The sequence below is a fragment of the Streptomyces sp. H27-H5 genome (genome assembly GCF_026627505.1).
In the GTDB taxonomy this organism is placed as follows: domain Bacteria; phylum Actinomycetota; class Actinomycetes; order Streptomycetales; family Streptomycetaceae; genus Streptomyces.
This window is the reverse complement of record NZ_JAPNLK010000065.1, coordinates 14541-38715: the sequence shown is the minus strand read 5'-3', so window position 1 is coordinate 38715 and position 24175 is coordinate 14541. Positions and strand designations below refer to the sequence as shown.

The following is a 24175-nucleotide window of genomic DNA, read 5'->3' as shown; positions in this document are numbered from 1 at the left end:
GAGTGCGGCGGCGCCGGAGAGGCCTGCCGCGACTGTGGATATGGCTGTTTACGAGGCTACGCCTCTCGCCCGCGATGCGGACACGGTGTCCGCATCTCGGGACGGCCGGCTCAGCTTTCGGTCACTGTTCGGTGAGGTAGCGCTGGAGGGTCGGGGCCACGAGGGCGACGATCTCCTCCGGGTCGGCGGACGCGAGGGGCTCGATCTGGACCACGTACCGCAGGATCGCGATGCCGATCATGTGCGAGGCCGCCAGCTCGGCGCGGAAGGTGGGGTCGGGCACGTCGAGGTCGGCGGCGACCCGCTCCAGGACCCGGCGCAGGATCAGCCGGCGCAGTACGGCGGCGGCGGCCTCGTGGGTGAGGGCGGAGCGGATCACGGCGAGGAGCGGGGCGCGGGTGGCCGGGTTCTCCCAGATGCCCAGGAAGTAGCGGGCCAGGCGCTCGCCGATGCCGTCCGGGCCGGAGCCGACGATCTGCGGGACGACCAGGGCCGGCTCCAGGCTGACCTCGATGGCGGCGGCGAACAGGTCGTCCTTGCTGCCGAAGTAGTGGTGCACCAGCGCCGGGTCCACGCCGGCCGCCTTCGCGATCCCGCGTACGGAGGTCTTGTCGTAGCCGCGCGCCGCGAACTCCGAACGGGCCGCGAGACGGATCCGCTCCTGCGTGCCGGGGCCGTCGTCGGCCTCGTCCTGGCGGGGGCGACCGGGGCCGCGGCGGGGCTTGCCGACCGGGTCCGTCATGGCCGGCGGGCCGGGCTGTCGCTGGTCGCGGCCGCGAGGTGCTGCCGCGTGAAGGCCAGGGCCTCGGCCAGGTCGGCCTCGCGCTCCGCGGAGGACATGGCCCGGCGGGTGTTGACCTCGATGACGACGTGACCGTCGAAGGAGGTACGGGCCAGGCCGCGCAGCAGTTCGGCGCAGGGCTGGGTGCCCCGGCCGGGGACGAGGTGCTCGTCCTTCGCGGAGCCGTTGCCGTCGGCGAGGTGGATGTGGGCGAGCCGGTCGCCCATCCGGTCGATCATCGCGTTGGCGTCGGTGCGGGCGGTCGCGGTGTGCGAGAGGTCCACCGTGAAGTGCCGGTAGTCGTCCTTGGTGACGTCCCACTCGGGCGCGTACGCGAGCATCTCGCGGTCGCGGTAGCGCCAGGGGTACATGTTCTCGACGGCGAACCGGACGTCGGTCTCGTCGGCCATGCGCCAGATGCCGGAGACGAAGTCGCGGGAGTACGCGCGCTGCCAGCGGAACGGCGGGTGCACGACCACCGTGCCCGCGCCCAGTCGCTCGGCCGCGGCCTGGGCGCGCCGCAGCTTCGTCCAGGGGTCGGTCGACCAGACGCGCTGGGTGATCAGGAGGCAGGGGGCGTGGATCGCGAGGACCGGGACCCCGTGGTGGTCGGAGAGCCGGCGCAGGGCGTCGATGTCCTGGCTGACCGGGTCCGTCCAGACCATGACCTCGACGCCGTCGTAGCCGAGGCGCGCGGCGATCTCGAAGGCGGTCGCCGTGGACTCCGGATAGACGGAGGCGGTGGAAAGGGCGACCTTGGGCCTTGGGGTCGGGGTCTTGGGGCGGGGTTCTGCCACGGGGACAGGTTACCGATGCCGGTGACCCGGCCGGGCGGGGTGGGGGGATCCGCCCGGTTCGGGCCCCCGGGGCCCCGGCCCGACAGGGCCGCGCACGGGCTCGGGCCGGTACGACCGGTGGCGCCGCGCACGGGCTCGGGCGGTGCCGGTCACCGGTCCGGACGGGAGAACCGGTCACCGGTCAGGACGGGAGGTGGTCCAGGCGGCGGAGGATGACGCCCTCCCGCAGGGCCCAGGGGCAGATCTCCAACTCCTCGACGCCGAGGAGGTCCATCGTGCCCTCCGCGACCAGCGCCCCGGCCAGGAGTTGTCCGGCGCGGCCCTCGGAGACGCCCGGGAGGGTGGAGCGCTGTGCGGTGGTCATCGCCGCCAGGCGCGGGACCCACTCCTCCAGGGACTTGCGGGTCAGGTCGCGCTGGACGTACAGCCCGTCGGCCGAGCGGGCCGCGCCCGCGATGCGGGCCAGCTGCCGGAAGGTCTTGGACGTCGCGACCACGTGGTCCGGTGCTCCGAAGCGGCTGAACACACTCACCGAGCGGGCGATCTGGGCCCGGGCGTGCCGGCGCAGCGCCCTCACGTCGGCCGGGTCGGCGGGGTCGCCGGGGAGCCAGGCCGAGGTGAGGCGGCCGGCGCCCAGCGGGAGGGACACGGCCGCGTCGGGTTCCTCGTCGATGCCGAACGCGATCTCCAGCGAGCCGCCGCCGATGTCGAGGACCAGCAGCTTGCCCGCCGACCAGCCGAACCAGCGCCGGGCGGCGAGGAACGTCAGTCGCGCCTCGTCCTCGCCGCTGAGGATGGGCAGGTCGAGGCCGGTCTCGGCCTTCACCCGGGCCAGGACCTCGTCCGCGTTCGTGGCCTCGCGCACGGCGCTGGTCGCGAAGGGCAGCAGGTCCTCGCAGCCCTTGTCCTCGGCGGCCTGCACGGCGTCGCCGAGGACCGAGACGAGGCGCTCTATGCCCTCCGGGGTGACCGCGCCGTGCGTGTCGAGGAGTTCCGCCAGCCGCAGTTCCACCTTGTGCGAGTGGGCGGGCAGCGGGCGCGCGCCGGGGTGCGCGTCCACCACCAGCAGATGGATCGTGTTCGAACCCACGTCAAGGACACCGAGTCTCATACGGGGAAACGCTACTGGTCCTGTCGCGTGGGGGTGGAGTAAGGGGCGCTTAGGCTTGGGTTTGTGCCAAATACGAAGAAGGCCAACAAGTCCCGCCCCAAGTCGAAGAAGGCCAAGGGCGGCGAGTCCCCCACGGTCTCCGGTGACGAGAAGGGCCTCGACTTTCCCCGGGCCTGGGTGGAGTTCCCCGACCCCGCCGACGACGAACAGATCTTCCGCTGCGACCTGACCTGGCTGACCTCGCGCTGGACGTGCATCTTCGGCAGCGGCTGCCAGGGCATCCAGGCCGGTCGGGCGGACGACGGCTGCTGCACCCTCGGCGCGCACTTCTCCGACGAGGACGACGAGAAGCGCGTCGCGGAGAACGTGGCCCGCCTCACGCCGGAGCTGTGGCAGTTCCACGACGTGGGCACCGAGTCCGGCTGGGTGCAGGAGGACGAGGACGGCGAGCGGCAGACCCGCCGCTGGGAGGGTTCGTGCATCTTCCAGAACCGGCCCGGCTTCGCCGCGGGCGCCGGTTGCTCGCTGCACATCCTGGCGCTGCGCGAGAAGCGCGAGCCGTTGGAGACCAAGCCCGACGTGTGCTGGCAGTTGCCGATCCGCCGGACGTACGAGTGGATCGACCGGCCCGACGACACGCGGGTCCTCCAGGTGTCGATCGGCGAGTACGACCGGCGCGGCTGGGGTCCGGGCGGTCACGACCTGCACTGGTGGTGCACGTCGGCCACGTCCGCGCACGGGGCCGGTGACCCGGTGTACGTGTCGTACCGCCCCGAGCTGACGGAGCTGATGGGCAAGGAGGGGTACGAGGCGCTCGTGGCGCTGTGCGAGGCGCGGCTGGCCTCGCTGCTGCCGATGGCCCCGCACCCCGCGGATCCGCCGAAGGCGTAGCACCGGCCGGCCGCCGGGCCGGGAAGGCGGCGCGCCCTGCGCCCGGGGGGCGGCGGTCAGGAGGCCGGGGCCGGCGGGTCGGTGGGCGGCGTCGGGGAAACCGTTCCTTCTGACTCGGTCGGCGTCGGGGTCGGCGTGGGAGTCGGGGTCTCCGTGGGCGTCGGCGTCGGGGTGGGCGTCGGCGTCGGGGTCGGCGGCGTGGGAGTCGGCCTGGGGTGCGCCGGGGAGGTCGGCGGTCCCCCGGTCGGCGGCGGGGCGGGCCGGCCCCGGCCCTGGATGGCGACGACCGCGCCGGACGGGTCCACCCCGACCCGGGCCGACCAGGCGCCGACGGGCTGGGCGGCGGCGTCCACGGTGATCCGCAGGGTGACCGATTCTCCGGGGGCCAGGGTGCCCGCGGTCTGGCCGGCCCGCAGCCAGGGCGCGTCGGACCACAGACGCCAGTCCACGGGGGCGCCGCCGGACGCGCTGAGCGTGAGCAGGGTGGTGGAGCCGCGCGTCGTGGCGGACACGGTGAGCCGGCCGGGGGCTCCCGGGCGGTCCGATTCCGGGGAGGCCGGCGCGCCGGAGCTGATGACCTCGACGGAGACGTCGGGTGCGGCGGTACCGGGGGCGAAGCCCGGCCCGTCGCCGGTGTGGGCGGTGTTGCCGGTGTTCTCGTACGAGGCGAGCAGCCGCCCGCCGGCCGGGGGCGGCGGGACGTCGGACTCGCTGGCCGAGATGCGGGTGGCGCCGCCGCCGGCGGGTTCGCCGGTGGTGGGGGCGCCCCGGTAGGCCGCCCAGAGGGCCAGTACGGGCGCGGCGACGACGGTGGCGACGACGGTCGTGGTGACGGCGCGGGCCCGGAACCGGTCGCGGCGGGCCGCGCGGTCCTTGGGGTCCATCGGGAAGCCGGTCCGGTCGAAGCGGGGGCCGGGGCCGCCGCCGCGCCGCCCGGAGCGCAGCATCGCCGCGCGGACGGCGGTGCGGGGCGCCGGTACGAGCGGGAGCGCGGCGGGGTGGATGCCGCCGGTGCCGGGCCAGGGGCCGCCTGCGCCGACGCGTTCGGCGGCGCGACGGCAGCGCGGGCAGTCGTCGACGTGGCGTACGAGTTCGGCGCGCAGCGGGGTGGAGAGGAGGACCCGGGGGTCTCCGTCGTCGCCGGTGAGCCGGGACACGGCCGGGCAGTTGCCGGTCTCGACGACGGCGAGCGCGGCGCGGGTGCGTTCCACCTCGCAGGCGGCGGCGGAGAGGAGTTCGCGGGCGGCGGCGGGCGGGGTCCCGAGGACGGAGGCGAGTTCGGGGACGCCGAGGCGGTGGCGGACGGCGAGTTCGAGGGCCTCCCGCTGCTCGGGCGTGGTGCCGGCGGCCTCGGGCCAGGCGAGGCGGGCCAGTTCGGTGCGGCGGTAGGCGGACACGTCGAGGGTTCCGGGTCCTCCCGGCGCACGCTCGGTGTCGGTGTGCTCCGGCGTACGACGGGCGCTGTGCGCCCCCTGTCGCGCGCGCCGCTGCTCGGCGAGCCGGCGCAGGCAGCCCCAGCGGGCGAGCGCGTACAGCCAGGCGCGGCGCTCGCCCTCGTCGGGGCAGCGGCCGGGGTGTCGTTCGGCGGCGGCCAGGGCGTCTCCGAGTACGTCGGTGGCGGTGTCGTGGTCGCAGAGCACCGAGAGGCAGTAGGTGAACAGGCCGTCGAGGTAGGGCTCGTGGCGGAACGGGGGAGGCTGTTCGCCGGCGCGTTCCTGTCCTCCGCGTCCCTCTGAAGGCGTGCGCCCGTGCGCCCGGTGTGCGCCGGTGCGCGATGAGGGGGGTCCCTGGTTGCTGCTGTTCACCTGGCGACCGTAGGCGGCGCGCCGGTGACGCCCCGGAAGCCTTCAGCAGTTTTAGCCCTTACGGGTGAACGGATCGGCCCCGTGCTGACAGCCGCCCTGACGCCGTGACCGACGAACCCGGACGAGGCGGACGGGGGCGAGCGGGCGGGGGCGGGCGAGACCGGCGGAGGAGACGGGGCGCAGGAGACGGGGCGGCCTGAGCGGTCGCCGCGGGGGCGCGCGGCCGGGCCCCCGCCGAGGCTTCGCGGGGCACGACCGGCGGCGGTGTCGGTGGCGGCGGCTACGGTGGGCGCATGGCAGCCCGCACATCTCGTTCATCCGCCAAGGACCGGCCGTCCTACCGTTGTACCGAGTGCGGCTGGACGACCGCGAAATGGCTCGGGCGGTGTCCCGAGTGCCAGGCGTGGGGCACCGTCGAGGAAATGGGCGCTCCCGCCGTGCGGACCACCGCGGCGGGTCGGGTCTCGACCGCGGCCGTGCCGATCGGCCAGGTCGACGTCAGGACGGCGACCGCGCGCAGCACGGGCGTGAGCGAGCTGGACCGGGTCCTCGGCGGCGGTCTCGTGCCCGGTGCGGTCGTGTTGTTGGCGGGCGAGCCGGGCGTGGGCAAGTCGACGCTGCTGCTGGACGTCGCCGCGAAGGCGGCCGACGCCGACCACCGGACGCTGTACGTGACGGGCGAGGAGTCGGCGAGCCAGGTGCGCCTGCGGGCGGACCGGATCAAGGCGCTCAGCGACCACCTGTACCTGGCCGCGGAGACCGATCTGTCGGCCGTGCTGGGTCACCTCGACGCCGTGAAGCCCGCCCTGCTGATCCTGGACTCCGTACAGACCATCGCCTCGCCCGAGATCGACGGCGCGCCCGGCGGCATGGCCCAGGTCCGCGAGGTCGCGGGCGCGCTGATCCGGGCGTCCAAGGAACGGGGCATGTCCACGCTCCTCGTCGGCCACGTCACCAAGGACGGGGCGATCGCCGGGCCCCGGCTGCTGGAGCACCTGGTCGACGTCGTCCTGAGCTTCGAGGGCGACCGGCACGCGCGGCTGCGCCTGGTGCGCGGCGTGAAGAACCGGTACGGGACCACCGACGAGGTCGGTTGCTTCGAACTCCACGACGAGGGGATCACCGGGCTCGCCGACCCGAGCGGGTTGTTCCTGACCCGGCGCGCGGAGGCGGTCCCCGGGACCTGCCTGACGGTGACGCTGGAGGGCAAGCGGCCCCTGGTCGCCGAGGTGCAGGCGCTGACGGTGGACTCGCAGATCCCCTCGCCGCGCCGGACCACGTCGGGCCTGGAGACCTCCCGCGTCTCGATGATGCTGGCGGTGCTGGAGCAGCGCGGCCGGATCACCGCGCTGGGCAAGCGGGACATCTACAGCGCCACCGTGGGCGGGGTGAAGCTGACCGAGCCGGCCGCCGACCTGGCGATCGCGCTGGCGCTGGCCTCGGCCGCGAGCGACGTGCCCCTCCCGAAGAACCTCGTCGCCATCGGGGAGGTCGGTCTCGCGGGCGAGGTGCGCCGGGTGACGGGGGTCCAGCGGCGGCTCGCCGAGGCGCACCGGCTCGGGTTCACGCACGCGCTGGTGCCGAGCGACCCCGGCAAGGTGCCGGCGGGCATGAAGGTGATCGAGGTCGCGGACATGGGCGACGCGCTGCGGGTCCTGCCGCGCGGGCGCTCGCGGACCCCGGCCAAGGAGGGCGCGGCCGACCGGTCGTAGGCCGGTCCGGCCGCCGGGCGGGGGGCGGGCTTTGCCCGGTCGGGAGCGCGTGCGGGGGTTCGCCCCGTAGGGTCCGGGGACGAGGCGGGCCAAGGCTCGGCGGGCGCACAGGCCGCGCCGGTAGACTTTGTGCTGGTCCGCCCGGCCGTACGCAGGCGGCGCAACCCGCGACCGGAGGAGTGCAGTGGCAGCCAAGGACGGGGCAGCAGCATCCGGGAAGTCGGGCGCGAGCTCCAGGCAAGAGGCCATGATGCGTGCCTCACTGAGCGCGGTCGCACCTGGTCAGCCCCTTCGGGACGGCCTGGAGAGAATCGTCCGAGGCAACACCGGTGGCCTGATCGTTCTCGGGATGGACAAGAACGTCGAGGCGATGTGCACCGGCGGTTTCGTGCTGGACGTGGAGTTCACCGCGACCCGGTTGCGCGAGCTGTGCAAGCTCGACGGGGCGCTCATCCTGGACAAGGACATCACCAAGATCCTGCGGGCCGGCGTGCAGCTGGTCCCGGACGCGTCCATCCACACGGAGGAGACGGGCACCCGCCACCGCACGGCCGACCGCGTCTCCAAGCAGTGCGGGTTCCCGGTGGTGTCGGTGTCGCAGTCGATGCGGCTGATCGCGTTGTACGTGGACGGTGAGCGGCGGGTCTTGGAGGAGTCCGGGGCGATCCTGTCGCGGGCGAACCAGGCGCTGGCCACGCTGGAGCGGTACAAGCTGCGGCTCGACGAGGTCGCGGGCACGCTGTCCGCGCTGGAGATCGAGGACCTGGTCACGGTCCGCGATGTGACGGCGGTCGCGCAGCGGCTGGAAATGGTCCGCCGGATCGCGACGGAGATCGCCGAGTACGTGGTCGAACTGGGCACGGACGGGCGACTGCTGTCCCTGCAACTGGACGAGCTGACGGTCGGCATCGAGCAGGAGCGGGAGCTGGTGATCCGGGACTACGTTCCGGAGCCCACGGCGAAGCGTTCCCGCACGGTGGACGAGGCGCTGCCGGCGCTGGACGCGCTCACGCATCCGGAACTGCTGGAGCTGGCGATCGTCGCGAAGGCCCTGGGGTACACGGGGTCGCCGGAGACGCTGGACTCGGCGGTGTCCCCGCGGGGCTACCGGCTGCTGGCGAAGGTGCCGCGGCTGCCCGGGGCGATCATCGAGCGGCTGGTGGAGCACTTCGGCGGGCTTCAGAAACTGCTCGCCGCGAGTGTGGACGACCTGCAGACGGTGGACGGCGTGGGCGAGGCCCGGGCGCGGAGCGTCCGCGAGGGCCTGTCGCGACTGGCGGAGTCCTCGATCCTGGAGCGGTACGTCTAGTGCTGTTCGGATCGTGTCGGTCCGGCCGCCGGGTGTCCGAACCCCGGCGACCGGACCGGCGCGTCAGTCCTGCTTGAGGACGAACGAGGTGCGGGCCACCGGCAGGCCGGGGGACTTGACCTCGACCACGTAGGTGTCCGCGGTCGCGGCTCCCGCGGGCGGCGTCTGGCACTGGTCCGCGGCGCTGAACCGGCGGTCCCATTCCAGGGTCGGCGCCTTGATCTCGCTCTGCGCGGCCAGCCGGAAGAAGACGTTGCCCGCCCCGGTCGGGCAGTCCGTCGAGGACCAGACGGCCTTGGGGTTGCTCGCCTGAGTGATCGTCAGGACCGCCTGCTTCGGGCCGAGGTCGACCTTGCAGGTGGTGCCGGAGACGTTGCGGGCGATCAGTTCGAGACGGGGTTTCTCGTTCGCCTCGTACTCGTTCTTCTCGCTCTTGACCTCCCACTGCACCGCGGACGGCGCGCACGTCGGCAGGGGCGAGTCGGCCGGGACCTGGCTCGCGACGCCGCCCGGGGCGGAGTTGCCGGAGCCGCCGCCCGCGCCGCCGCTCGGCTCGCCGTTCTTGCCGGCGCCCGCCGTGCCCGCGTCGGAACCGGAACCGGAGCCTGAGCCGGCGGACCCGGTCCCCGACTCGGCGCGCCCGCCCGGGGCCTGACTGATCGCCGGCCCGGAGCCGGAGGGGCCGGGGGTGATCGGCGCGACGGGATCTCGCCCGCCTTCGCCCTTGCCGTTCGTACTGGACTTCACCCCACCGGAGCTGACGGTCCATACGGCGAGGAGCGCGAGGAGCGCGAAGACGGACGCCAGCACAGCCCTCCGTCGCCAGTAGATGGAGGAGGGGAGCGGCCCGACCGGATTGCGCAGAGATCCCACGAGCGGAACCTTACGAGAGTTCGCGCCGCGATCAGTGCCCCACATGCCGGGCGGCGGGCTTGATTTGCCGATGATCATCCTGCGGGACCAGTCCGAACCGATCGGAACCGGCCAGGGTGCTGACACGACCGCGACATCTCATTGAGTACGGTCTGTGATCATGGACAGCTCCGACCTCTACAGAGACATCACCGACTTCGCCCACACCACGCCCCCCTGGGTGCGGTCGGCGTCCGAGGCCTGGACGGAGTACGGACTGTTCGCGTTCGGTCTGCTCTTCATAGCCGTCTGGTGGCGTGCCCGCGGGCAGGCCGCCCCCCGTGCGATGGCGCTCGCGGTCCTCGCGCCGCTCGCCACCGCGGTCGCGTACGTCGCCTCCGAGCTGGTGAAGTCGACCGTCGACGAGGACCGGCCCTGTCGGACGGTGGCCGGGGCGGCCGCGTCGCTGATCCCGTGCCCGGAGTACGGCGACTGGTCCTTCCCCAGCAACCACTCCTCCATCGCGGGCGCCGCCGCCGTCGCGCTGGCCCTGGCCGTCGGCCGGCTCGCGCTGTTGACCGTGCCGCTCGCCCTGTTGATGGCCTTCTCCCGGGTGTTCGTCGGCGTGCACTTCCCGCACGACGTGGCGCTGGGCCTGCTGCTCGGCGGATCGCTGGCCGCCCTGTTCGTGCTCGCCCTCGCCGGTGCGATCAGTAGGATCACCGCCACCATGCGGGCCAGTGGCATCCGGCCCGTGCTGTGGTTCACCGGTCCGGGCCCCGCGCGGTAGGGACGAAACGTGTCAGGATGCCGTCTGCCATGACTGCATCCACCACTCCTTCCCCCGACGTCTCCCACGCACTGCACTCCCCCGTGATCGCGTGGTTCGACGAGCATGCCCGCGACCTGCCCTGGCGCCGCCCCGAGGCCGGCCCCTGGGGCGTGATGGTCAGCGAGTTCATGCTCCAGCAGACCCCCGTCAACCGGGTCCTGCCGGTGTACGAGCAGTGGCTCGCCCGCTGGCCGCGACCCGCCGACCTGGCCGCCGAGGCGCCCGGCGAGGCCGTGCGCGCCTGGGGCCGCCTCGGCTACCCCCGCCGGGCCCTGCGCCTGCACGGGGCGGCCGTCGCGATAACGGAACGCCACGGCGGCGACGTGCCGCGGGATCACGCGCAGCTGCTCGCCCTGCCCGGGATCGGCGAGTACACGGCCGCCGCGGTGGCCTCCTTCGCGTACGGGCAGCGCCACGCGGTGTTGGACACCAACGTCCGCCGGGTCTTCGCCCGCACCGCCGGCGGGGTCGAGTACCCGCCGAACGCGACCACGGCCGCCGAGCGGCGCCTCGCGCGGGCCCTGCTGCCGCCGGACGAGGAGACCGCGGCCCGCTGGGCGGCGGCCTCGATGGAGCTGGGCGCGCTGGTGTGCACGGCCAAGAGTCCGGACTGCGCGCGCTGCCCGGTCGCCGGGCTGTGCGCGTGGCGCCTCGCGGGGAAGCCTGCGCACGACGGGCCGCCGCGCCGCGGGCAGACGTACGCCGGTACCGACCGTCAGGTGCGGGGCAAGTTGCTCGCCGTCCTGCGGGAGGCGGTCGGCGCGGTTCCGCAGGCGGTGCTGGACACGGTCTGGGACGAGCCGGTGCAGCGGGCCCGCGCGCTGGACGGGCTGGTGTCCGACGGTCTGGTCGAGCCGCTCCCCCAGGGGATGTACCGACTTCCGCAGGGGCCGGCCCGCACCTGATCCGACCCGTTGATCCACTGCGCGGGGGACCCGGCTCGAAGCTGACTCGAAGATTCCGCTTGGCGCCGGGAAACCGCAGCTCAAAGACGCTGTTACACAATCTACGGGTGTCCGTGCGTCCACCGAAGGCTGACCCGCACAGTGCCGTGACAACGCCTCCGTACCTTCGAATCCGTAAGACAGCGGTGGCGGGTTGGGACGGAACGGAGGCGGTCTGAGATGGCGCACGGCGAGGTACTCGAATTCGAGGAGTACGTACGCACCCGGCAGGACGCGCTGCTGCGCAGTGCCCGGCGCCTGGTCCCGGACCCCACGGACGCCCAGGACCTCCTCCAGACGGCCCTCGTCCGCACCTACGGCCGCTGGGACGGCATCGCCGACAAGTCCCTGGCCGACGCCTACCTCCGCCGCGTCATGATCAACACGCGGACCGAGTGGTGGCGGGCCCGCAAGCTCGACGAGGTGCCCACCGAGCAGCTCCCGGACGCCTCCGTCGAGGACGGCTCCGACCAGCGCGCCGACCGCGCCCTCCTCATGGACATCCTCAAGGTTCTGGCGCCCAAGCAGCGGAGCGTCGTGGTGCTGCGACACTGGGAGCAGATGAGCACCGAGGAAACGGCCGCGGCGCTCGGCATGTCGGCGGGAACCGTGAAGAGCACCCTGCACCGCGCATTGGCCCGACTCCGGCAGGAGCTGGAGAGCCGGGACCTCGACATGCGCGCGCTGGAACGCGGTGACCACACCATCCGGTACGAGGGGCGGGAGCGGTGCGCGGCCTGAACGGCCCAGGCTTGAGCGGCAGAAAGTCGCTGGTGTTGGTGTCGGCGGGGACGGTCGTCCTCGCCGGCACAGCGCTGTTCGCCGTCGGTTGTGCCACCGGTGGCACGGGCCTGCGCGACGGCGGTCCGGCCCGCACCGAATCCGTGGCGAAGACCGGTGCCCCGGTCGGCCCGGCCCCCTCCGGCGGGGACCACGCACCGGCGACCTCGGACACCCCCGCGGGCAAGCCGACCAAGGTGGACCCGGTCGCGCTGTTGAAGGCGGACCCGAAGGTCAGCCCGGAGATCAAGCGGGACCTGAAGCCCTGCGCGGGCCGGGAGTACCCGGTCGACGTGAGCTACGGGAAGGTCACCGGCAGCCCCGCCGTGGACATCGTCGTCAACGTGCTCTCCTGCGCCGACGCCCTGGGGCGCGGCTCGTACGTGTACCGGGCGGACAACGGCACGTACGAGAATGTCTTCTCGGACGAACAACCGCCCGTCTACGCGGAGATCGACCGGGGGGACCTGGTGGTCACCAAGCCGGTGTACGGCAAGAGCGACACGCTCTCGTACCCGTCCGGCGAGGACGTGATCACCTACCGCTGGAGCGGCGAGAGGTTCACCGAGCAGGACCGTGTCCACACGGACTACAGCAACGTGGTCGACGGCGGCGGCCAGCCCGCCCCGGCCATCTCAGCGAAGAACTGAAGCGAGGCTCCGGATGGCCGAGACCCATGTGCTGTTCGTGGAGGACGACGACGTCATCCGCGAGGCCACGACCCTGGCGCTGGAGCGCGACGGGTTCGTGGTGACCGCCATGCCCGACGGATTGTCGGGCCTGGAGTCCTTCCGGGCCGACCGCCCCGACATCGCGCTGCTCGACGTCATGGTGCCCGGGATGGACGGCGTCAGCCTGTGCCGGCGCATCCGTGACGAGTCCACCGTGCCGGTGATCATGCTGTCGGCGCGTGCCGACTCCATCGACGTCGTACTGGGCCTGGAGGCGGGCGCCGACGACTACGTCACCAAGCCCTTCGACGGGTCGGTCCTCGTCGCCCGGATCCGCGCCGTGCTGCGCCGCTTCGGCCACGCGGGCGGCCCGAACGGCGGCGCGTCGGACGACGACGACGCCGACGAGCGCGGGGTGCTGGCCTTCGGCGACCTGGAGGTCGACACCGAGGGCATGGAGGTGCGCAAGGCGGGTGCCCCGGTGGGTCTGACGCCGACCGAGATGCGGCTGCTGTTGGAGTTCTCCTCGGCGCCCGGCACCGTGCTGTCGCGCGACCGGCTGCTGGAACGGGTCTGGGACTACGACTGGGGCGGCGACACCCGGGTCGTGGACGTCCACGTCCAACGGCTGCGCACCAAGATCGGACAGGACCGGATCGAGACGGTCCGAGGCTTCGGATACAAGCTGAAGGCATGAGGCGGTTCACACTCCGTACCGGGATCCGCTGGAAGATCACCCTCGCCATCGCCGCCGTCGGCGCGCTGACGGCGGTGGCGTTGAGTCTGGTGGTGCACAGTGCTGCCCGCGTGTCGATGCTGGAGAGCGCTCGCGAATCCCAGCTGGAGCGGGTCCAGTTCCTCGCCCGCAGCGTGGACGCCGGTCGCAAGCCGATGATGGGCGCCAAGCTCAACGACCCCGAGTTGCCGATCGAACTGAGGCAGAAGGTCCAGTCCGGACGACGCGGCACCTTCATTCAGGAGAACACCCGGCGCGTCCCCGAGGTGTGGGCGGCCGTACCGCTCGGCAACGGACAGGTGCTCTCCCTGCACCTGCCGTTCAAGGAGAGCGCCAACATGGTGCGCGACCTGGACCGGGCCCTGATCGTCGGCTCCCTCGCCGTGGTGGTGGGCGGTTCGGCGCTCGGGGTGCTCATCGGCGGGCAGATCTCGCGCCGGCTGCGCAAGGCGGCCACCGCCGCGCAGCGGGTGGCGCACGGCGATCCCGAGGTCCGGGTGCGCGACGCGGTGGGCGGAGTCGTTCGCGACGAGACGGATGACCTGGCGCGGGCCGTGGACGCCATGGCGGACGCGCTCCAGCAGCGGCTGGAGGCCGAGCGGCGGGTGACGGCGGACATCGCGCACGAGCTGCGGACCCCGGTGACGGGCCTGCTCACGGCGGCGGAACTGCTGCCCCCGGGACGGCCGACCGAGCTGGTGCGCGACCGGGCGCAGGCGATGCGCGCGCTGGTCGAGGACGTGTTGGAGGTGGCCCGGCTGGACAGCGCCTCGGAGCGGGCCGAGTTGCAGGACGTGGCGCTCGGGGAGTTCGTCAGCCGCCGGGTGGCGTCGCTGATGCCGGACGCGTCCGTACGCGTCGTCGCGGACGAGATCGTGAGCACCGACCCGCGCCGGCTGGAACGGATCCTGGGCAACCTGCTGGCGAACGCCGCGCGGTACGGGCGGTCGCCGATCCAGGTCGACGTCGAGGGCCGCGTCGTACGGGTCCGCGACCACGGACCGGGCTTCCCCGAGGCCCTGTTGCGCGAGGGGCCGAGCCGCTTCCGGACCGGGTCCACGGACCGGGCCGGGGTGGGCCACGGGCTGGGTCTGACCATCGCGGAGGGTCAGGCGCGGGTGCTGGGCGCCCGGCTGACGTTCCGTAACGTGGCCGCGCCGGGCGGCGCGGACAGGCAGGGTTCGGCGGCCGGGGCGGTGGCGGTGCTGTGGCTGCCGGAGCACGCGCCGACGGCGACGGGGAGCTTCCCGATCCTCAAGCCCCAGAGCTGAGTCGGGCGTCGTCGCGACCCGGGGCACGAGGGGCCGGCGGCGGCGCCGACCGGCGATCGCGACCGTATCGGGACCCTCGGCCGTTCGCTCCGCCGGGCTGATGTTCTAGCATCCGTGGCATGACCGACGGTACGAACCCCCCGAACAATCCGCAGCCCGAGCAGCCCGCCCCGGGGAGCGGTGGCTACGGGTTCCCGCCGGGAGCGCCCGCGTCCGGTGGCTACGGATTCCCGCCCGGGCCCCCCGCGTCGGGTGGCTTCGGCCCCCCGCCGGGAGCGGACCAGGACGGCGGGTACGGCTACCCGCGGCAGCCCGGACCGCAGCAGGCGAATCCGTACCGGCAGGATCCCGGGATGCCGGGACCGTACGAGGCGCCGCCCGCGTCGTGGCAGCAGGGCGGGGCGTTCCCGGGCCCGGCGTCGGAGCCCGAGCCGTTCCGGCAGCGGTCGGACCAGCCGGACTGGGACGCGCTCGCCGATCGTTCGGCGTCGGAGCGGCGCAGGAAGCGGGTGTGGGTGGTCGTCGGCACGGTGACCGTGCTGGCGCTGCTCGCCGGTGGTGGAACGTTCCTGCTGCTGGGTGGCGGCGACGGGAAGGCCGACGACAAGCCGACGGCGTCCGCCTCGGACTCGCCCGCGCCCTCGCAGAGCGGGGTCAAGAACCCGATCGATCTCACGCCCACGGTCGCGGGTGACCCGACGACCGTGCGGGACCAGATCGGCAAGGCGAACCTGAAGATGGGGCCCGAGGCCGCAGTCTTCCCGATCGACAAGCGGCACGAGATCCGCACGAAGGGCAACGCGAACTCGTTCGCCGAGTCGCAGCAGCGCGTCGTGGACCCGTCGAAGAGCTTCACGGTCTCGGCCCGGCTCTGGAACCGCTCCCCCAAGGGACAGCAGATCGCGGTGAGCCAGGGCAACGAGAAGTCGTTCTCGTTCGAACTGGGTCTGGACGAGGTGAACGGCAAGCCGTCCTGGATCTTCCGAGTGCAGACCGGCACGCCGGGCGCGAACGCCAGCACGACGACGGTCACGGGCACGAGCGCGAAGATGGAGAAGACCTTCTCGGAGCTGACGGGCACCTACGACGCGGAGAAGAAGGTGATCGCCCTGTACGTGAACGGCAAGCGGACGGGCGAGGCCCCGGTTCCCGCGGACATCTTCCCCGCCCCGGGCCCGCTGCAACTGGCCCGTTCACGCCACCAGGATCAGTGGGTGTCGCCCTGGCAGGGGGCCATGGACAGCCTGCGGGTCTACGACGCGGCGCTTCCGCAGGAGCGGATCGACGCCCTCAAGCCGGGCAAGCTCGACCCGATGGTCACGCCGACCGGGTCGTGGCTGCTGTTCTGAGCCTTCGCGAGCCGCCCGGTACGGCGGGGGGTCGGACGCCGGTCGCCCGGCGTCGTCGGCGTGTCAGACGGTGACGCCGACCTGACGCAGGAAGCTCACCGGGTTGATGGCCGAGCCGTAGTTCGGGGTGGTGCGGATCTCGAAGTGCAGGTGCGGACCGCTGGAGTTGCCGGTGTTGCCGGACAGGGCGATCTGCTGGGCGGCCGAGACCTTCTGGCCGATCTTGACCTGGATCCGCGAGAGGTGCGCGTACTGGGAGTACTTGTTGTTCGCGTGCTTGATCACGACGGCGTTGCCGTACGCGGGACCGTCGCCGCCACCGTTGGGGCCGGCCTTGACGACCACACCGGAGCTCGCGGCACGGACCTTGGTGCCGACGGGAACGGCGAAGTCCTGACCGGAGTGCTTGTGCGACCACATGTTGCCGCCCTTGCCGTAGGTCGCGGACAGGGTGTAGCCGGAGACCGGCTTCTTCCAGGAACCGGCCGACTTCGCGGCGGCGGCCGGCTTGGCCGCGGCGGCCTGGGCCTTGGCCTGGGCGGCGACGAGGCCGGGGGTGCCGTTCAGAGCGGTCTGCGCCTCGCCGGCGAAAGCGGCGGTCGTTCCGGCACCGAGGGCCAGTGCGGCACCGAGGCCGGTGGCGGCGAGGGCGATACGGGTACGACGGGTGCTGACGCGCTTCGCGGACATGTGTGGACCTCCGGGGCCGGGAACAAGGGCAATAAGCGACCCGGCACGCTGAGCGGGTGCCGGGCGAACTTGCTCCACCTTGGTAACCCGAGCCCCCCGGCTTCCTCAAACGTCCTCATTACTACGTCGACTCGTAGGTGCGAGGGGGGTCGAGAGGACTGTTGACCCGGCGATTACTGGCCCAAGGGAGGGGGCAAAACGGACACTGGATCTACGAAAGGTCCTAGTAGGTCCGATTTACCCTGTGTGGCTTGTCACCGGCCACGGAGGCCCCGCCCGCCCTCATCGAGACCCAGGTCACGCCCTGCGGCCCACCCGAAACCGCCCCGAGAGCACCCGAAGCACCCCCCGGGCCCTCGCTCGAACCCGCCACCGTCACACGCGCGCGAGCCCACCCGACCGACCCGCCCGGTACCCGCGGGACCGCACGGGCCCGGCAGCCCGGGTACGGGCTCGGGAGGGCGGTACGGACCCGGGTAGGGCGGGAGGGCCCGAGAGGGCGGGACGGGGGCCCCGCGCGGCGCCCCGGGCCCGCACGTACCCGCACGGCCACGCCACAACCCCGCCCGCGCCGCACAGGGCCCCGGGTGTCCGCTCCCCCGCCCCGCGTCCACGCCACGCCCCGCAGGGCCCGGGTACGCGAAAGGGGCGGCCCCGGAACCTTTCGATTCCGGGGCCGCCCCTTCGTACGGCGGTCAGGCCTCAGGCGCCCTTGGAGAGGTCCGGGCCGGAGCCCGTGGCCTCGATCGGGGGAAGGTCCGAGATCGGAGTCTTCTCCTCGCCGCGGAAGGTGAACTTGGCGGCCTCGCCCTCACCCTCCACACCCACGACCACGATGTGACCGGGACGCAGCTCGCCGAAGAGGATCTTCTCCGACAGCATGTCCTCGATCTCGCGCTGGATCGTCCGGCGCAGCGGGCGCGCACCCATGATCGGGTCGTAGCCGCGCTTGGCCAGGAGCTGCTTCGCGTCACCGCTGAGCTCGATGCCCATGTCGCGGTCCTTGAGGCGCTCGTCCACCTTGGCGATCATCAGGTCGACGATCTGGATGATGTCTTCCTGCGTGAGCTGGTGGAAGACGACCGTGTCGTCGACACGGTTGAGGAACTCGGGCCGGAAGTGCTGCTTCAGCTCTTCGTTGACCTTCGCCTTCATCCGGTCGTATCCGGTCTTGGTGTCGCCTTGGGCCGCGAAGCCCAGGTTGAAGCCCTTGGAGATGTCCCGCGTACCCAGGTTGGTCGTCATGATGATGACCGTGTTCTTGAAGTCCACGACCCGGCCCTGGGAGTCGGTCAGACGACCGTCCTCCAGGATCTGGAGAAGGGAATTGAAGATATCCGGGTGCGCCTTCTCGACCTCGTCGAAGAGGACGACGGAGAACGGCTTCCGGCGGACCTTCTCGGTCAGCTGGCCGCCCTCTTCGTAGCCCACGTAGCCGGGGGGCGAACCGAAGAGACGGGAAACCGTGTGCTTCTCGCTGAACTCCGACATGTCGAGGGAGATCAGCGCGTCCTCGTCGCCGAAGAGGAATTCGGCGAGCGTCTTGGACAGCTCGGTCTTACCGACACCGGACGGGCCGGCGAAGATGAACGAGCCACCGGGACGCTTCGGGTCCTTCAGACCCGCACGGGTCCGTCGGATCGCCTGCGAGAGGGCCTTGATGGCGTCCTTCTGACCGATGACGCGACGGTGGAGCTCGTCCTCCATGCGCAGGAGTCGCGAGGACTCCTCCTCGGTCAGCTTGAACACCGGAATGCCGGTCGCGGTCGCGAGGACTTCGGCGATGAGCTCGCCGTCGACCTCGGCGACGACGTCCATGTCGCCGGCCTTCCATTCCTTCTCGCGCTTGGCCTTCGCCGCCAGCAGCTGCTTCTCCGAATCACGGAGGGAAGCCGCCTTCTCGAAGTCCTGGGAGTCGATGGCCGACTCCTTGTCGCGACGCACGTTCGCGATCTTCTCGTCGAACTCGCGGAGGTCCGGCGGCGCGGTCATCCGACGGATGCGCATCCGGGAGCCGGCCTCGTCGATCAGGTCGATCGCCTTGTCCGGGAGGAAGCGGTCCGAGATGTACCGGTCGGCCAGGGTGGCCGCCTGCACGAGGGCCTCGTCCGTGATGGAGACGCGGTGGTGGGCCTCGTAGCGGTCGCGCAGCCCCTTGAGGATCTCGATCGTGTGGGGGAGGGAAGGCTCCGCCACCTGGATCGGCTGGAAACGGCGCTCCAGCGCCGCGTCCTTCTCGAGGTGCTTGCGGTACTCGTCCAGCGTCGTGGCGCCGATGGTCTGGAGCTCACCACGGGCCAGCATGGGCTTCAGGATGCTGGCGGCGTCGATCGCGCCCTCGGCGGCACCCGCACCCACGAGGGTGTGGAGCTCGTCGATGAACAGGATGATGTCGCCGCGGGTGCGGATCTCCTTGAGCACCTTCTTGAGGCGCTCCTCGAAGTCACCGCGGTAGCGGGAACCGGCGACCAGTGCACCCAGGTCGAGGGTGTAGAGGTGCTTGTCCTTGAGCGTCTCGGGCACCTCGCCCTTGACGATCGCCTGGGCCAGGCCCTCGACGACGGCGGTCTTGCCGACGCCGGGCTCGCCGATGAGGACCGGGTTGTTCTTGGTCCGGCGGGACAGCACCTGCATGACCCGCTCGATCTCCTTCTCGCGCCCGATGACCGGGTCGAGCTTGGATTCGCGAGCCGCCTGCGTGAGGTTGCGGCCGAACTGGTCGAGGACGAGCGAGGTCGAGGGGGTGCCCTCGGCCGGGCCGCCTGCCGTGGCCGACTCCTTGCCGCCTCCGGAGTAGCCGGAGAGCAGCTGGATGACCTGCTGCCGGACCCTGTTGAGATCGGCGCCCAGCTTCACGAGGACCTGGGCGGCGACGCCCTCGCCCTCGCGGATCAGGCCGAGCAGGATGTGCTCGGTGCCGATGTAGTTGTGGCCGAGCTGGAGGGCCTCTCGGAGCGAAAGCTCCAGGACCTTCTTCGCCCGCGGGGTGAAGGGGATGTGGCCGGACGGGGCCTGCTGCCCCTGACCGATGATCTCCTCAACCTGCTGGCGAACAGCCTCGAGCGAAATCCCGAGGCTCTCCAGGGCCTTAGCGGCGACACCCTCACCCTCGTGGATCAAGCCCAGGAGGATGTGCTCGGTGCCGATGTAGTTGTGGTTGAGCATCCGGGCTTCTTCCTGAGCCAGGACGACAACCCGCCGCGCGCGGTCGGTGAACCTCTCGAACATCGTTTATCGCTCCTCAGAGCGGTCGGGCAGTTCGGGGTCGGTCCCCGCCCTGTCCTTCCGCATGCTAGTCCCGCGGGGCGGGACAGCTCATTCCAACTGCCGACATCCGTCCGCGGCTCACCCTCACGTCCGCGGGAAAACCCGGCCGTAAGTGCCGACAACTGCTCCAACCCGATGGTGCGAGACGATGTTCCCGCAGGCCAGGCAGATACCCGTCACACGTGTACGCCGATGGCGAACGGAAGCCGGTCGGAGACCCTTCAAATCAGCGTGTCGCCCCGATCCACTAGGAATGTCTTACCCGTGGGGACTGACACTCCATGCGGCCGGAGACGGTTCCCTCCGCTACGGGCGAACACGGTTCCGTCTCCGAATGTGGGACTCCGCCCCACGGACGTTTACGTTCCGCATTGTGTCCGCCGCGCTGCGTAACTCCAGGGCGCTTCCGGAGTTGCTCCGGTCATGGCCCACAACGCCGAGACCGTCCCCCAGCCGCGCTCCCCGTCCGAGGAGGACGCGTACGTCTCCTGGTACGGGCGGGTGCTCGGCTGGACCCTCGCGGGCGGGCCGCCCGCCCAGCTGGTCACCGGGACGCGGTTCGACGTGCTGGAGCTGCCGGCCGACGCGGGTGGCCGACTGCTGCGCAGGCCGGTCGACACCGGTCCGGTGGCCGTCATGGGACGCAGGATGCGCTTCCTGGTGGCCCCCGGCAGCGCCGAGGAGCTGGACGGGCTGCTCGACTGGCTGGAGTGGGGTCCGGTGGCCCTGGATCTGACCGCCCTGGGTGCGGGTGGCCGGATCACCGCCCCCGTGCCGCCGGGGCGGCCACAGGGAAGTCCTCGGGGGGCCGCCGTGTGGCTGCGGCCCCCCGAACAGGGGTGCGAGGCGTTCCTGCCGTCCCTGCCCGGTACCGGACAGGGCGCCGGGGCCGGCCGACGGAGCACCGGACCCGATCTCGTACGTCTGGTCGCCGCGGCGGCCACGGAGTGCCACCGGGCACGCCTGCGGCGACGCGCGGCCCCCGCGAGGCCCGTCGGCGCCGTGGGTCAGCCCCGGTTCTCGTAGGCCTCGCGAATGTCGGCGGGGACACGGCCGCGGTCGTTGACCGTCAGACCCTGCGCCTTCGCCCACGCACGGATTTCCGCGGTGTCCGGGTTGCCCGCCGAAACGGCGGCGCGGCCCTTGGCGCGTCCCGCGGCGGCACGGCCACCGGTGCGGCGGCCACTCTTGGTGTAGGGCTCGAGCAGGCCGCGGAGCTTTTCAGCGTTGGCGGCGGTGAGGTCGATCTCGTAGGTCTTGCCATCCACAGCGAACGTCACGGTCTCGTCCGCCTCGCCACCGTCGAGGTCGTCGACAAGAAGGACCTGAACCTTCTGTGCCACCGGATTTCCTTTCATCGAAAATGCAGTACGCGGAAAGGAAACCGCTTTTGCCTGGAAAACACAAACCCCCGCCGAGAGGTTCAGGACGTCAACAGGGCGGGAAACGTACGCGATTCGGACATAGGCCACAGGCGGGCGGAGCCCCGTAAAAGCGGCCGAGATCGATCCGCCATCGATCAGAGGTGCAGAAGCATCCGACTGTTGCCCAAGGTGTTCGGCTTCACTCGTTCGAGACCGAGGAACTCGGCGACCCCCTCGTCATAGGAACGCAGGAGCTCCATGTAGACATCGGTCTCGACCGGAGTCTCGCCGATCTCGACGAAGCCGTGGTTCGCGAAGAAGTCCACTTCGAAGGTGAGGCAGAAAACCCGGCTCACGCCGAGCAGGCGGGCCGTCTCCAACAACTTGGCCAGTACCCGATGTCCGACACCGGCGCCCTTCAACTCGCGATCCACCGCAAGAGTGCGCACTTCCGCAAGGTCTTCCCACATGACGTGCAGAGCGCCACAGCCCACCACCTGGCCGTCACCGACGCGTTCCGCGACCCAGAACTCCTGGATGTCCTCGTAAAGGACGACGGGGGCTTTGTCGAGCAGGATCCGTTGCTGCACGTACTGGTCGAGCAGGCGTCGTAGCGCGGGAACATCGCGGGTGCGTGCGCGGCGGATCGTCACGGTATTTGCTTCTGCGGCGGAAAACTCTCCCATGCGGGGGACGCTATCGCCCCGGCTCGGTGCCGCGCTCGCCGGAGTCCTCTTCGGGGCGCGGGTCTTCCGGGGCTTCCCCGGGCTTCGCGCCTTCCCCGGCTTCCGGCTGTTCCCCGGGTTCCGGCTCTTCCCCGGCTTCCGGGACTTCCCGGGGTTCGGGGGCGGCGGCCTCGCCGTCGTGACCGACGATGCGCACGGCGTCACGGAGCGCTTCGCGCTGTTCCGCCGACATCATGCCGAAGAAGGCCACGAGAGCGGCCGCGGGGTTGTCGCTGGTGGACCAGGCCTCGTTCATCAGTGCGGCCGAGTAGGCGGGCCGGGTGGAGACCGCGGTATATCGATAGGCGCGGCCTTCGGCTTCCCGTCGGACCCAGCCCTTCTGATGGAGATTGTCCATAACGGTCATGACCGTGGTGTACGCGATGGACCGTTCCTGCTGGAGGTCTTCCAGGACTTCCCGAACGGTGACTGGGCGGTTCCACTGCCACACCCGTGTCATCACTGCGTCTTCGAGTTCTCCCAAGGGGCGAGGCACAACAGCACGATAGTGCGGGTTGTGCGGAATTGCCCGACCATTCGGCCGGCAACGCGCGACGAACCGGCGTCGGGCAACAAAATGGGGCGTACGGCCCGCAGGCCGTACGCCCGTCCCCGAGGCTTTCGCCCGGGGTTACTTCCCGGGCTGCCGGGTGGCCTCGGCGGAGGCGAGCACGGCGTCCACGGCCGCGTCCTCCTTCGCCTTGTTGGCACCGCCCTGGCTCTTCACGATCGTCACGACGAGAGCGATGAAGAACGCGGCCATCACGATGGGGGGCACGAGCGCGGAAACGTAGTCCATGCCCCCAGCCTAGCTACCCGGCGGCGCGGCCGTCCGCCGGGGGCCGGCCCGGCGCGGCGGGCTTCCGGCGGGGCGGGAAGACCTCCCCGGGGGTCGGAATGGGCCGCTCCCGCTCGGGGCGCGGCTGCTCCCCGGGGGCCGGGGTCGGCGCGGGCTTCGGTTCGCCGCCCCGTTCGTCCTCGCGTCCGCCGGCGAGGGCCAGCAGGCGGGTCCGGGGGGCGGGAGCCGTGCGCAGCCGGCGGCGCACGGAGCGCTCGGCGACCGACTGGGCCCGCTCCAGCACGGCGGCGGCGAGCGGGTTGGGGCGCAGGGCCCGCAGGGCCGCGAGGTCATCGGGCACCGGCTGGTAGCCGGCGGCCAGGGCGTCCTGGAGCAGCTCCAGATAGCCGGAGAGGCTGCCGGGCAGGGCGTCTCTGTAGCGGGCGAGGTCGGCGAGGAGGAAGTCTCTGAGCCTCTCCGCCTCGGCGACCGCGTCGTCCACCGACGCCGCGAGGCGAAGGCAGGCCTGGACCTCGACGGCCGCGAGCGAGGCCGTGGAGGACTGGAGGGCGTGGGCGAGCGAGCGCCTGAGCACGTGCAGCTCGGCAGCACTGAACGCCATGCCGCCGCGGGATCCGTAGGGCGTGGGCATGGGCCGAAGATACGCGCTAATCGGACTAAATCCCCTTAATTAGGGCGATTGCGGCGCGGCGGGATCGGTACGTGCCAATGTGGAAAGTACGCGCCACTCTGGAAAGGAAGCGGCGGCCGTCGGGCGCCGCCGGCCACGAGGGGGACACCGTGAGCGAGTACGCCGAGGCCAAGCGGATGGAGACGGCGGCGCTGCTGAGCAGTGGCTGGTACGCGCGCTACCTGTGGGTGTTCGCGGTGGGGCAGTTGGTCCTCGTACCGGTGTCCCTCCTCTGGCACGGGGCCGGTCAGGCCGTCGTCTTCACGCTGGCCAACACGCTGCTCGTCGGCGGGCTGAGCGTGTACGCGGCGCGGCAGCGGGTGGTCCGGCGCGGGTTCGGCCTCAAGCACGGGCTGGTCATCGGTACCTGGGGCGCGGTGTTCGGGGCGGCCGTGGTGCTGGGCACCGGGGTCTTCCGGGACGACCCGGCGTTCACGGTCGTGGCCGCGGTGGCGTGCGCGCTGCCCGCCGCCGTGGGCGCGATGACCGAGAGGCGGGCCGCGTGAGCACGGAGAAGCAGGGCGCCCATCCCCGGCACGGGCTCGCGCCGCTGTTGAACGCGCCCGTGCGGCTGTCGGTGACGGCGGCGCTGGCCGCGGTCGACAAGGCCGAGTTCGGTTTCGTGCGCGACCTCGTGGAGGTGTCCGACTCGGTGCTGTCCAAGCAGGTGGCGGCGCTGGAGGAGGCGGGCCTGGTGGCCGTCGCCAAGGGCCGGGTGGCCCGCCGCCCGCGGACGTGGCTCTCGCTGACCCCGGAGGGGCGGACCGTCTACCGGCGCCACCTGGATGCCCTGCGGGCCATCGCGGGGCATTAGGCCGT

The 24175-nt window shown here is 72.0% G+C and carries 25 protein-coding genes; 13 read left to right on the top strand and 12 right to left on the bottom strand.

Going from position 1 to position 24175, the window contains the following annotated elements; genetic code table 11:
• Nucleotides 1–121: 121 nt before the first annotated feature.
• The 3 genes from OTB19_RS28265 to OTB19_RS28255 all read right to left on the bottom strand — a co-directional run bounded on the left by OTB19_RS28265 (nucleotide 122) and on the right by OTB19_RS28255 (nucleotide 2689).
• Nucleotides 122–742, bottom strand: a complete 621-nt coding sequence (locus tag OTB19_RS28265) for a TetR family transcriptional regulator (protein WP_267801321.1) — start codon at nucleotides 740–742, stop codon at nucleotides 122–124.
• Nucleotides 739–1578, bottom strand: a complete 840-nt coding sequence (locus tag OTB19_RS28260) for a sugar phosphate isomerase/epimerase family protein (protein WP_267801320.1) — start codon at nucleotides 1576–1578, stop codon at nucleotides 739–741. Before OTB19_RS28260 ends, OTB19_RS28265 begins: the two co-directional genes overlap by 4 nt.
• A gap of 181 nt (nucleotides 1579–1759) precedes the next feature.
• Nucleotides 1760–2689, bottom strand: coding sequence for a Ppx/GppA phosphatase family protein (locus OTB19_RS28255; RefSeq protein ID WP_267801319.1), 930 nt, complete (start codon nucleotides 2687–2689; stop codon nucleotides 1760–1762).
• Between the two features lie 63 nt (nucleotides 2690–2752).
• Here OTB19_RS28255 and OTB19_RS28250 point away from each other — a divergent pair, with 63 nt between their 5' ends.
• Entirely contained in the window at nucleotides 2753–3580 is an 828-nt protein-coding gene (locus tag OTB19_RS28250) for a hypothetical protein (protein ID WP_267801318.1), read from the top strand.
• Nucleotides 3581–3636: 56 nt separating this feature from the next.
• Here the strand turns inward: OTB19_RS28250 and OTB19_RS28245 are convergent, their stop codons facing one another.
• Complete coding sequence (locus OTB19_RS28245; RefSeq protein ID WP_267801317.1) at nucleotides 3637–5385, bottom strand: BACON domain-containing protein; 1749 nt, start codon at nucleotides 5383–5385, stop codon at nucleotides 3637–3639.
• Nucleotides 5386–5678: 293 nt separating this feature from the next.
• Here OTB19_RS28245 and radA point away from each other — a divergent pair, with 293 nt between their 5' ends.
• Both radA and disA read left to right on the top strand, forming a co-directional pair.
• Complete coding sequence (radA, locus tag OTB19_RS28240) at nucleotides 5679–7097, top strand: DNA repair protein RadA (protein WP_267801316.1); 1419 nt, start codon at nucleotides 5679–5681, stop codon at nucleotides 7095–7097.
• Between the two features lie 184 nt (nucleotides 7098–7281).
• Nucleotides 7282–8406 (top strand): DNA integrity scanning diadenylate cyclase DisA, encoded by a 1125-nt coding sequence (gene disA / locus OTB19_RS28235; protein WP_053678377.1) that lies wholly within the window; start codon nucleotides 7282–7284, stop codon nucleotides 8404–8406.
• Between the two features lie 63 nt (nucleotides 8407–8469).
• On the opposite strand, the gene OTB19_RS28230 is transcribed toward disA, so the two are convergent.
• Entirely contained in the window at nucleotides 8470–9279 is an 810-nt protein-coding gene (locus tag OTB19_RS28230) for a hypothetical protein (RefSeq protein WP_267801315.1), read from the bottom strand.
• Between the two features lie 160 nt (nucleotides 9280–9439).
• On the opposite strand from OTB19_RS28230, the gene OTB19_RS28225 reads away from it, so the two are divergent.
• From OTB19_RS28225 to OTB19_RS28195, 7 genes are all read left to right on the top strand, one after another.
• A complete protein-coding gene (locus OTB19_RS28225) occupies nucleotides 9440–10048 on the top strand; it encodes a phosphatase PAP2 family protein (RefSeq protein ID WP_267801314.1) in 609 nt (202 codons plus the stop codon).
• A gap of 29 nt (nucleotides 10049–10077) precedes the next feature.
• Nucleotides 10078–10995 carry an A/G-specific adenine glycosylase gene (locus OTB19_RS28220; protein ID WP_267801313.1) on the top strand — a complete coding sequence of 306 codons (918 nt, stop codon included), beginning with the start codon at nucleotides 10078–10080 and terminating at the stop codon, nucleotides 10993–10995.
• A gap of 219 nt (nucleotides 10996–11214) precedes the next feature.
• On the top strand, nucleotides 11215–11775 hold the full coding sequence (locus tag OTB19_RS28215) for a SigE family RNA polymerase sigma factor (protein WP_053678383.1): 561 nt from the start codon (nucleotides 11215–11217) through the stop codon (nucleotides 11773–11775).
• An 11-nt stretch (nucleotides 11776–11786) separates the two neighbouring features.
• The gene (locus OTB19_RS28210; protein WP_420716927.1) at nucleotides 11787–12464 is read left to right on the top strand and encodes a hypothetical protein; all 678 of its coding nucleotides are present in this window, start codon (nucleotides 11787–11789) and stop codon (nucleotides 12462–12464) included.
• Between the two features lie 13 nt (nucleotides 12465–12477).
• The gene (gene cseB / locus OTB19_RS28205) at nucleotides 12478–13182 is read left to right on the top strand and encodes a two-component system response regulator CseB (RefSeq protein WP_267801312.1); all 705 of its coding nucleotides are present in this window, start codon (nucleotides 12478–12480) and stop codon (nucleotides 13180–13182) included.
• Nucleotides 13179–14492, top strand: coding sequence for a two-component system sensor histidine kinase CseC (cseC, locus tag OTB19_RS28200; RefSeq protein WP_267801311.1), 1314 nt, complete (start codon nucleotides 13179–13181; stop codon nucleotides 14490–14492). Before cseB ends, cseC begins: the two co-directional genes overlap by 4 nt.
• Nucleotides 14493–14611: 119 nt before the next feature.
• The gene (locus tag OTB19_RS28195) at nucleotides 14612–15841 is read left to right on the top strand and encodes a LamG domain-containing protein (RefSeq protein WP_267801310.1); all 1230 of its coding nucleotides are present in this window, start codon (nucleotides 14612–14614) and stop codon (nucleotides 15839–15841) included.
• A gap of 63 nt (nucleotides 15842–15904) precedes the next feature.
• On the opposite strand, the gene OTB19_RS28190 is transcribed toward OTB19_RS28195, so the two are convergent.
• Together OTB19_RS28190 and OTB19_RS28185 are read right to left on the bottom strand one after the other, a co-directional pair.
• The gene (locus tag OTB19_RS28190) at nucleotides 15905–16531 is read right to left on the bottom strand and encodes a M23 family metallopeptidase (RefSeq protein WP_267801309.1); all 627 of its coding nucleotides are present in this window, start codon (nucleotides 16529–16531) and stop codon (nucleotides 15905–15907) included.
• A gap of 702 nt (nucleotides 16532–17233) precedes the next feature.
• The gene (locus tag OTB19_RS28185; protein WP_267801308.1) at nucleotides 17234–19759 is read right to left on the bottom strand and encodes an ATP-dependent Clp protease ATP-binding subunit; all 2526 of its coding nucleotides are present in this window, start codon (nucleotides 19757–19759) and stop codon (nucleotides 17234–17236) included.
• Between the two features lie 462 nt (nucleotides 19760–20221).
• Here OTB19_RS28185 and OTB19_RS28180 point away from each other — a divergent pair, with 462 nt between their 5' ends.
• Complete coding sequence (locus OTB19_RS28180; RefSeq protein ID WP_267801307.1) at nucleotides 20222–20824, top strand: SCO3374 family protein; 603 nt, start codon at nucleotides 20222–20224, stop codon at nucleotides 20822–20824.
• On the opposite strand, the gene OTB19_RS28175 is transcribed toward OTB19_RS28180, so the two are convergent.
• The 5 genes from OTB19_RS28175 to OTB19_RS28155 all read right to left on the bottom strand — a co-directional run bounded on the left by OTB19_RS28175 (nucleotide 20806) and on the right by OTB19_RS28155 (nucleotide 23317).
• Nucleotides 20806–21141: a histone-like nucleoid-structuring protein Lsr2 gene (locus OTB19_RS28175; protein ID WP_267801306.1), complete on the bottom strand. Its 336-nt coding sequence runs from the start codon at nucleotides 21139–21141 to the stop codon at nucleotides 20806–20808. The two genes, OTB19_RS28180 and OTB19_RS28175, sit on opposite strands and share 19 nt — an antisense overlap.
• Before the next feature lie 176 nt (nucleotides 21142–21317).
• A complete protein-coding gene (locus OTB19_RS28170) occupies nucleotides 21318–21848 on the bottom strand; it encodes an amino-acid N-acetyltransferase (RefSeq protein WP_267801305.1) in 531 nt (176 codons plus the stop codon).
• 10 nt (nucleotides 21849–21858) lie between these two features.
• Nucleotides 21859–22347, bottom strand: a complete 489-nt coding sequence (locus tag OTB19_RS28165; protein WP_420716926.1) for a BlaI/MecI/CopY family transcriptional regulator — start codon at nucleotides 22345–22347, stop codon at nucleotides 21859–21861.
• A gap of 171 nt (nucleotides 22348–22518) precedes the next feature.
• Nucleotides 22519–22686 carry a hypothetical protein gene (locus OTB19_RS28160; protein WP_266948012.1) on the bottom strand — a complete coding sequence of 56 codons (168 nt, stop codon included), beginning with the start codon at nucleotides 22684–22686 and terminating at the stop codon, nucleotides 22519–22521.
• 13 nt (nucleotides 22687–22699) lie between these two features.
• Nucleotides 22700–23317, bottom strand: coding sequence for a hypothetical protein (locus tag OTB19_RS28155; RefSeq protein WP_267801303.1), 618 nt, complete (start codon nucleotides 23315–23317; stop codon nucleotides 22700–22702).
• A 149-nt stretch (nucleotides 23318–23466) separates the two neighbouring features.
• Between OTB19_RS28155 and OTB19_RS28150 the strand changes: the two genes are divergently transcribed.
• Nucleotides 23467–23862, top strand: coding sequence for a hypothetical protein (locus OTB19_RS28150; protein ID WP_267801302.1), 396 nt, complete (start codon nucleotides 23467–23469; stop codon nucleotides 23860–23862).
• Nucleotides 23859–24170, top strand: a complete 312-nt coding sequence (locus tag OTB19_RS28145) for a winged helix-turn-helix domain-containing protein (protein ID WP_267801301.1) — start codon at nucleotides 23859–23861, stop codon at nucleotides 24168–24170. The genes OTB19_RS28150 and OTB19_RS28145 overlap by 4 nt, the downstream gene beginning before the upstream one ends.
• Nucleotides 24171–24175 lie beyond the last annotated feature (5 nt).

What these genes read in the sequence shown, in the direction of transcription:
- OTB19_RS28160 (WP_266948012.1), bottom strand. Translation starts at nt 22,686, where the DNA reads ATGGACTACGTTTCCGCGCTCGTGCCCCCCATCGTGATGGCCGCGTTC.
- OTB19_RS28215 (WP_053678383.1), top strand. Translation starts at nt 11,215, where the DNA reads ATGGCGCACGGCGAGGTACTCGAATTCGAGGAGTACGTACGCACCCGG.
- radA (WP_267801316.1), top strand. Translation starts at nt 5,679, where the DNA reads ATGGCAGCCCGCACATCTCGTTCATCCGCCAAGGACCGGCCGTCCTAC.
- OTB19_RS28195 (WP_267801310.1), top strand. Translation starts at nt 14,612, where the DNA reads ATGACCGACGGTACGAACCCCCCGAACAATCCGCAGCCCGAGCAGCCC.
- OTB19_RS28180 (WP_267801307.1), top strand. Translation starts at nt 20,222, where the DNA reads ATGGCCCACAACGCCGAGACCGTCCCCCAGCCGCGCTCCCCGTCCGAG.
- OTB19_RS28165 (WP_420716926.1), bottom strand. Translation starts at nt 22,347, where the DNA reads ATGACACGGGTGTGGCAGTGGAACCGCCCAGTCACCGTTCGGGAAGTC.
- cseC (WP_267801311.1), top strand. Translation starts at nt 13,179, where the DNA reads ATGAGGCGGTTCACACTCCGTACCGGGATCCGCTGGAAGATCACCCTC.
- OTB19_RS28190 (WP_267801309.1), bottom strand. Translation starts at nt 16,531, where the DNA reads ATGTCCGCGAAGCGCGTCAGCACCCGTCGTACCCGTATCGCCCTCGCC.
- OTB19_RS28265 (WP_267801321.1), bottom strand. Translation starts at nt 742, where the DNA reads ATGACGGACCCGGTCGGCAAGCCCCGCCGCGGCCCCGGTCGCCCCCGC.
- OTB19_RS28225 (WP_267801314.1), top strand. Translation starts at nt 9,440, where the DNA reads ATGGACAGCTCCGACCTCTACAGAGACATCACCGACTTCGCCCACACC.
- OTB19_RS28170 (WP_267801305.1), bottom strand. Translation starts at nt 21,848, where the DNA reads ATGGGAGAGTTTTCCGCCGCAGAAGCAAATACCGTGACGATCCGCCGC.
- OTB19_RS28255 (WP_267801319.1), bottom strand. Translation starts at nt 2,689, where the DNA reads ATGAGACTCGGTGTCCTTGACGTGGGTTCGAACACGATCCATCTGCTG.
- OTB19_RS28185 (WP_267801308.1), bottom strand. Translation starts at nt 19,759, where the DNA reads ATGTTCGAGAGGTTCACCGACCGCGCGCGGCGGGTTGTCGTCCTGGCT.
- OTB19_RS28220 (WP_267801313.1), top strand. Translation starts at nt 10,078, where the DNA reads ATGACTGCATCCACCACTCCTTCCCCCGACGTCTCCCACGCACTGCAC.
- OTB19_RS28155 (WP_267801303.1), bottom strand. Translation starts at nt 23,317, where the DNA reads ATGCCCACGCCCTACGGATCCCGCGGCGGCATGGCGTTCAGTGCTGCC.
- cseB (WP_267801312.1), top strand. Translation starts at nt 12,478, where the DNA reads ATGGCCGAGACCCATGTGCTGTTCGTGGAGGACGACGACGTCATCCGC.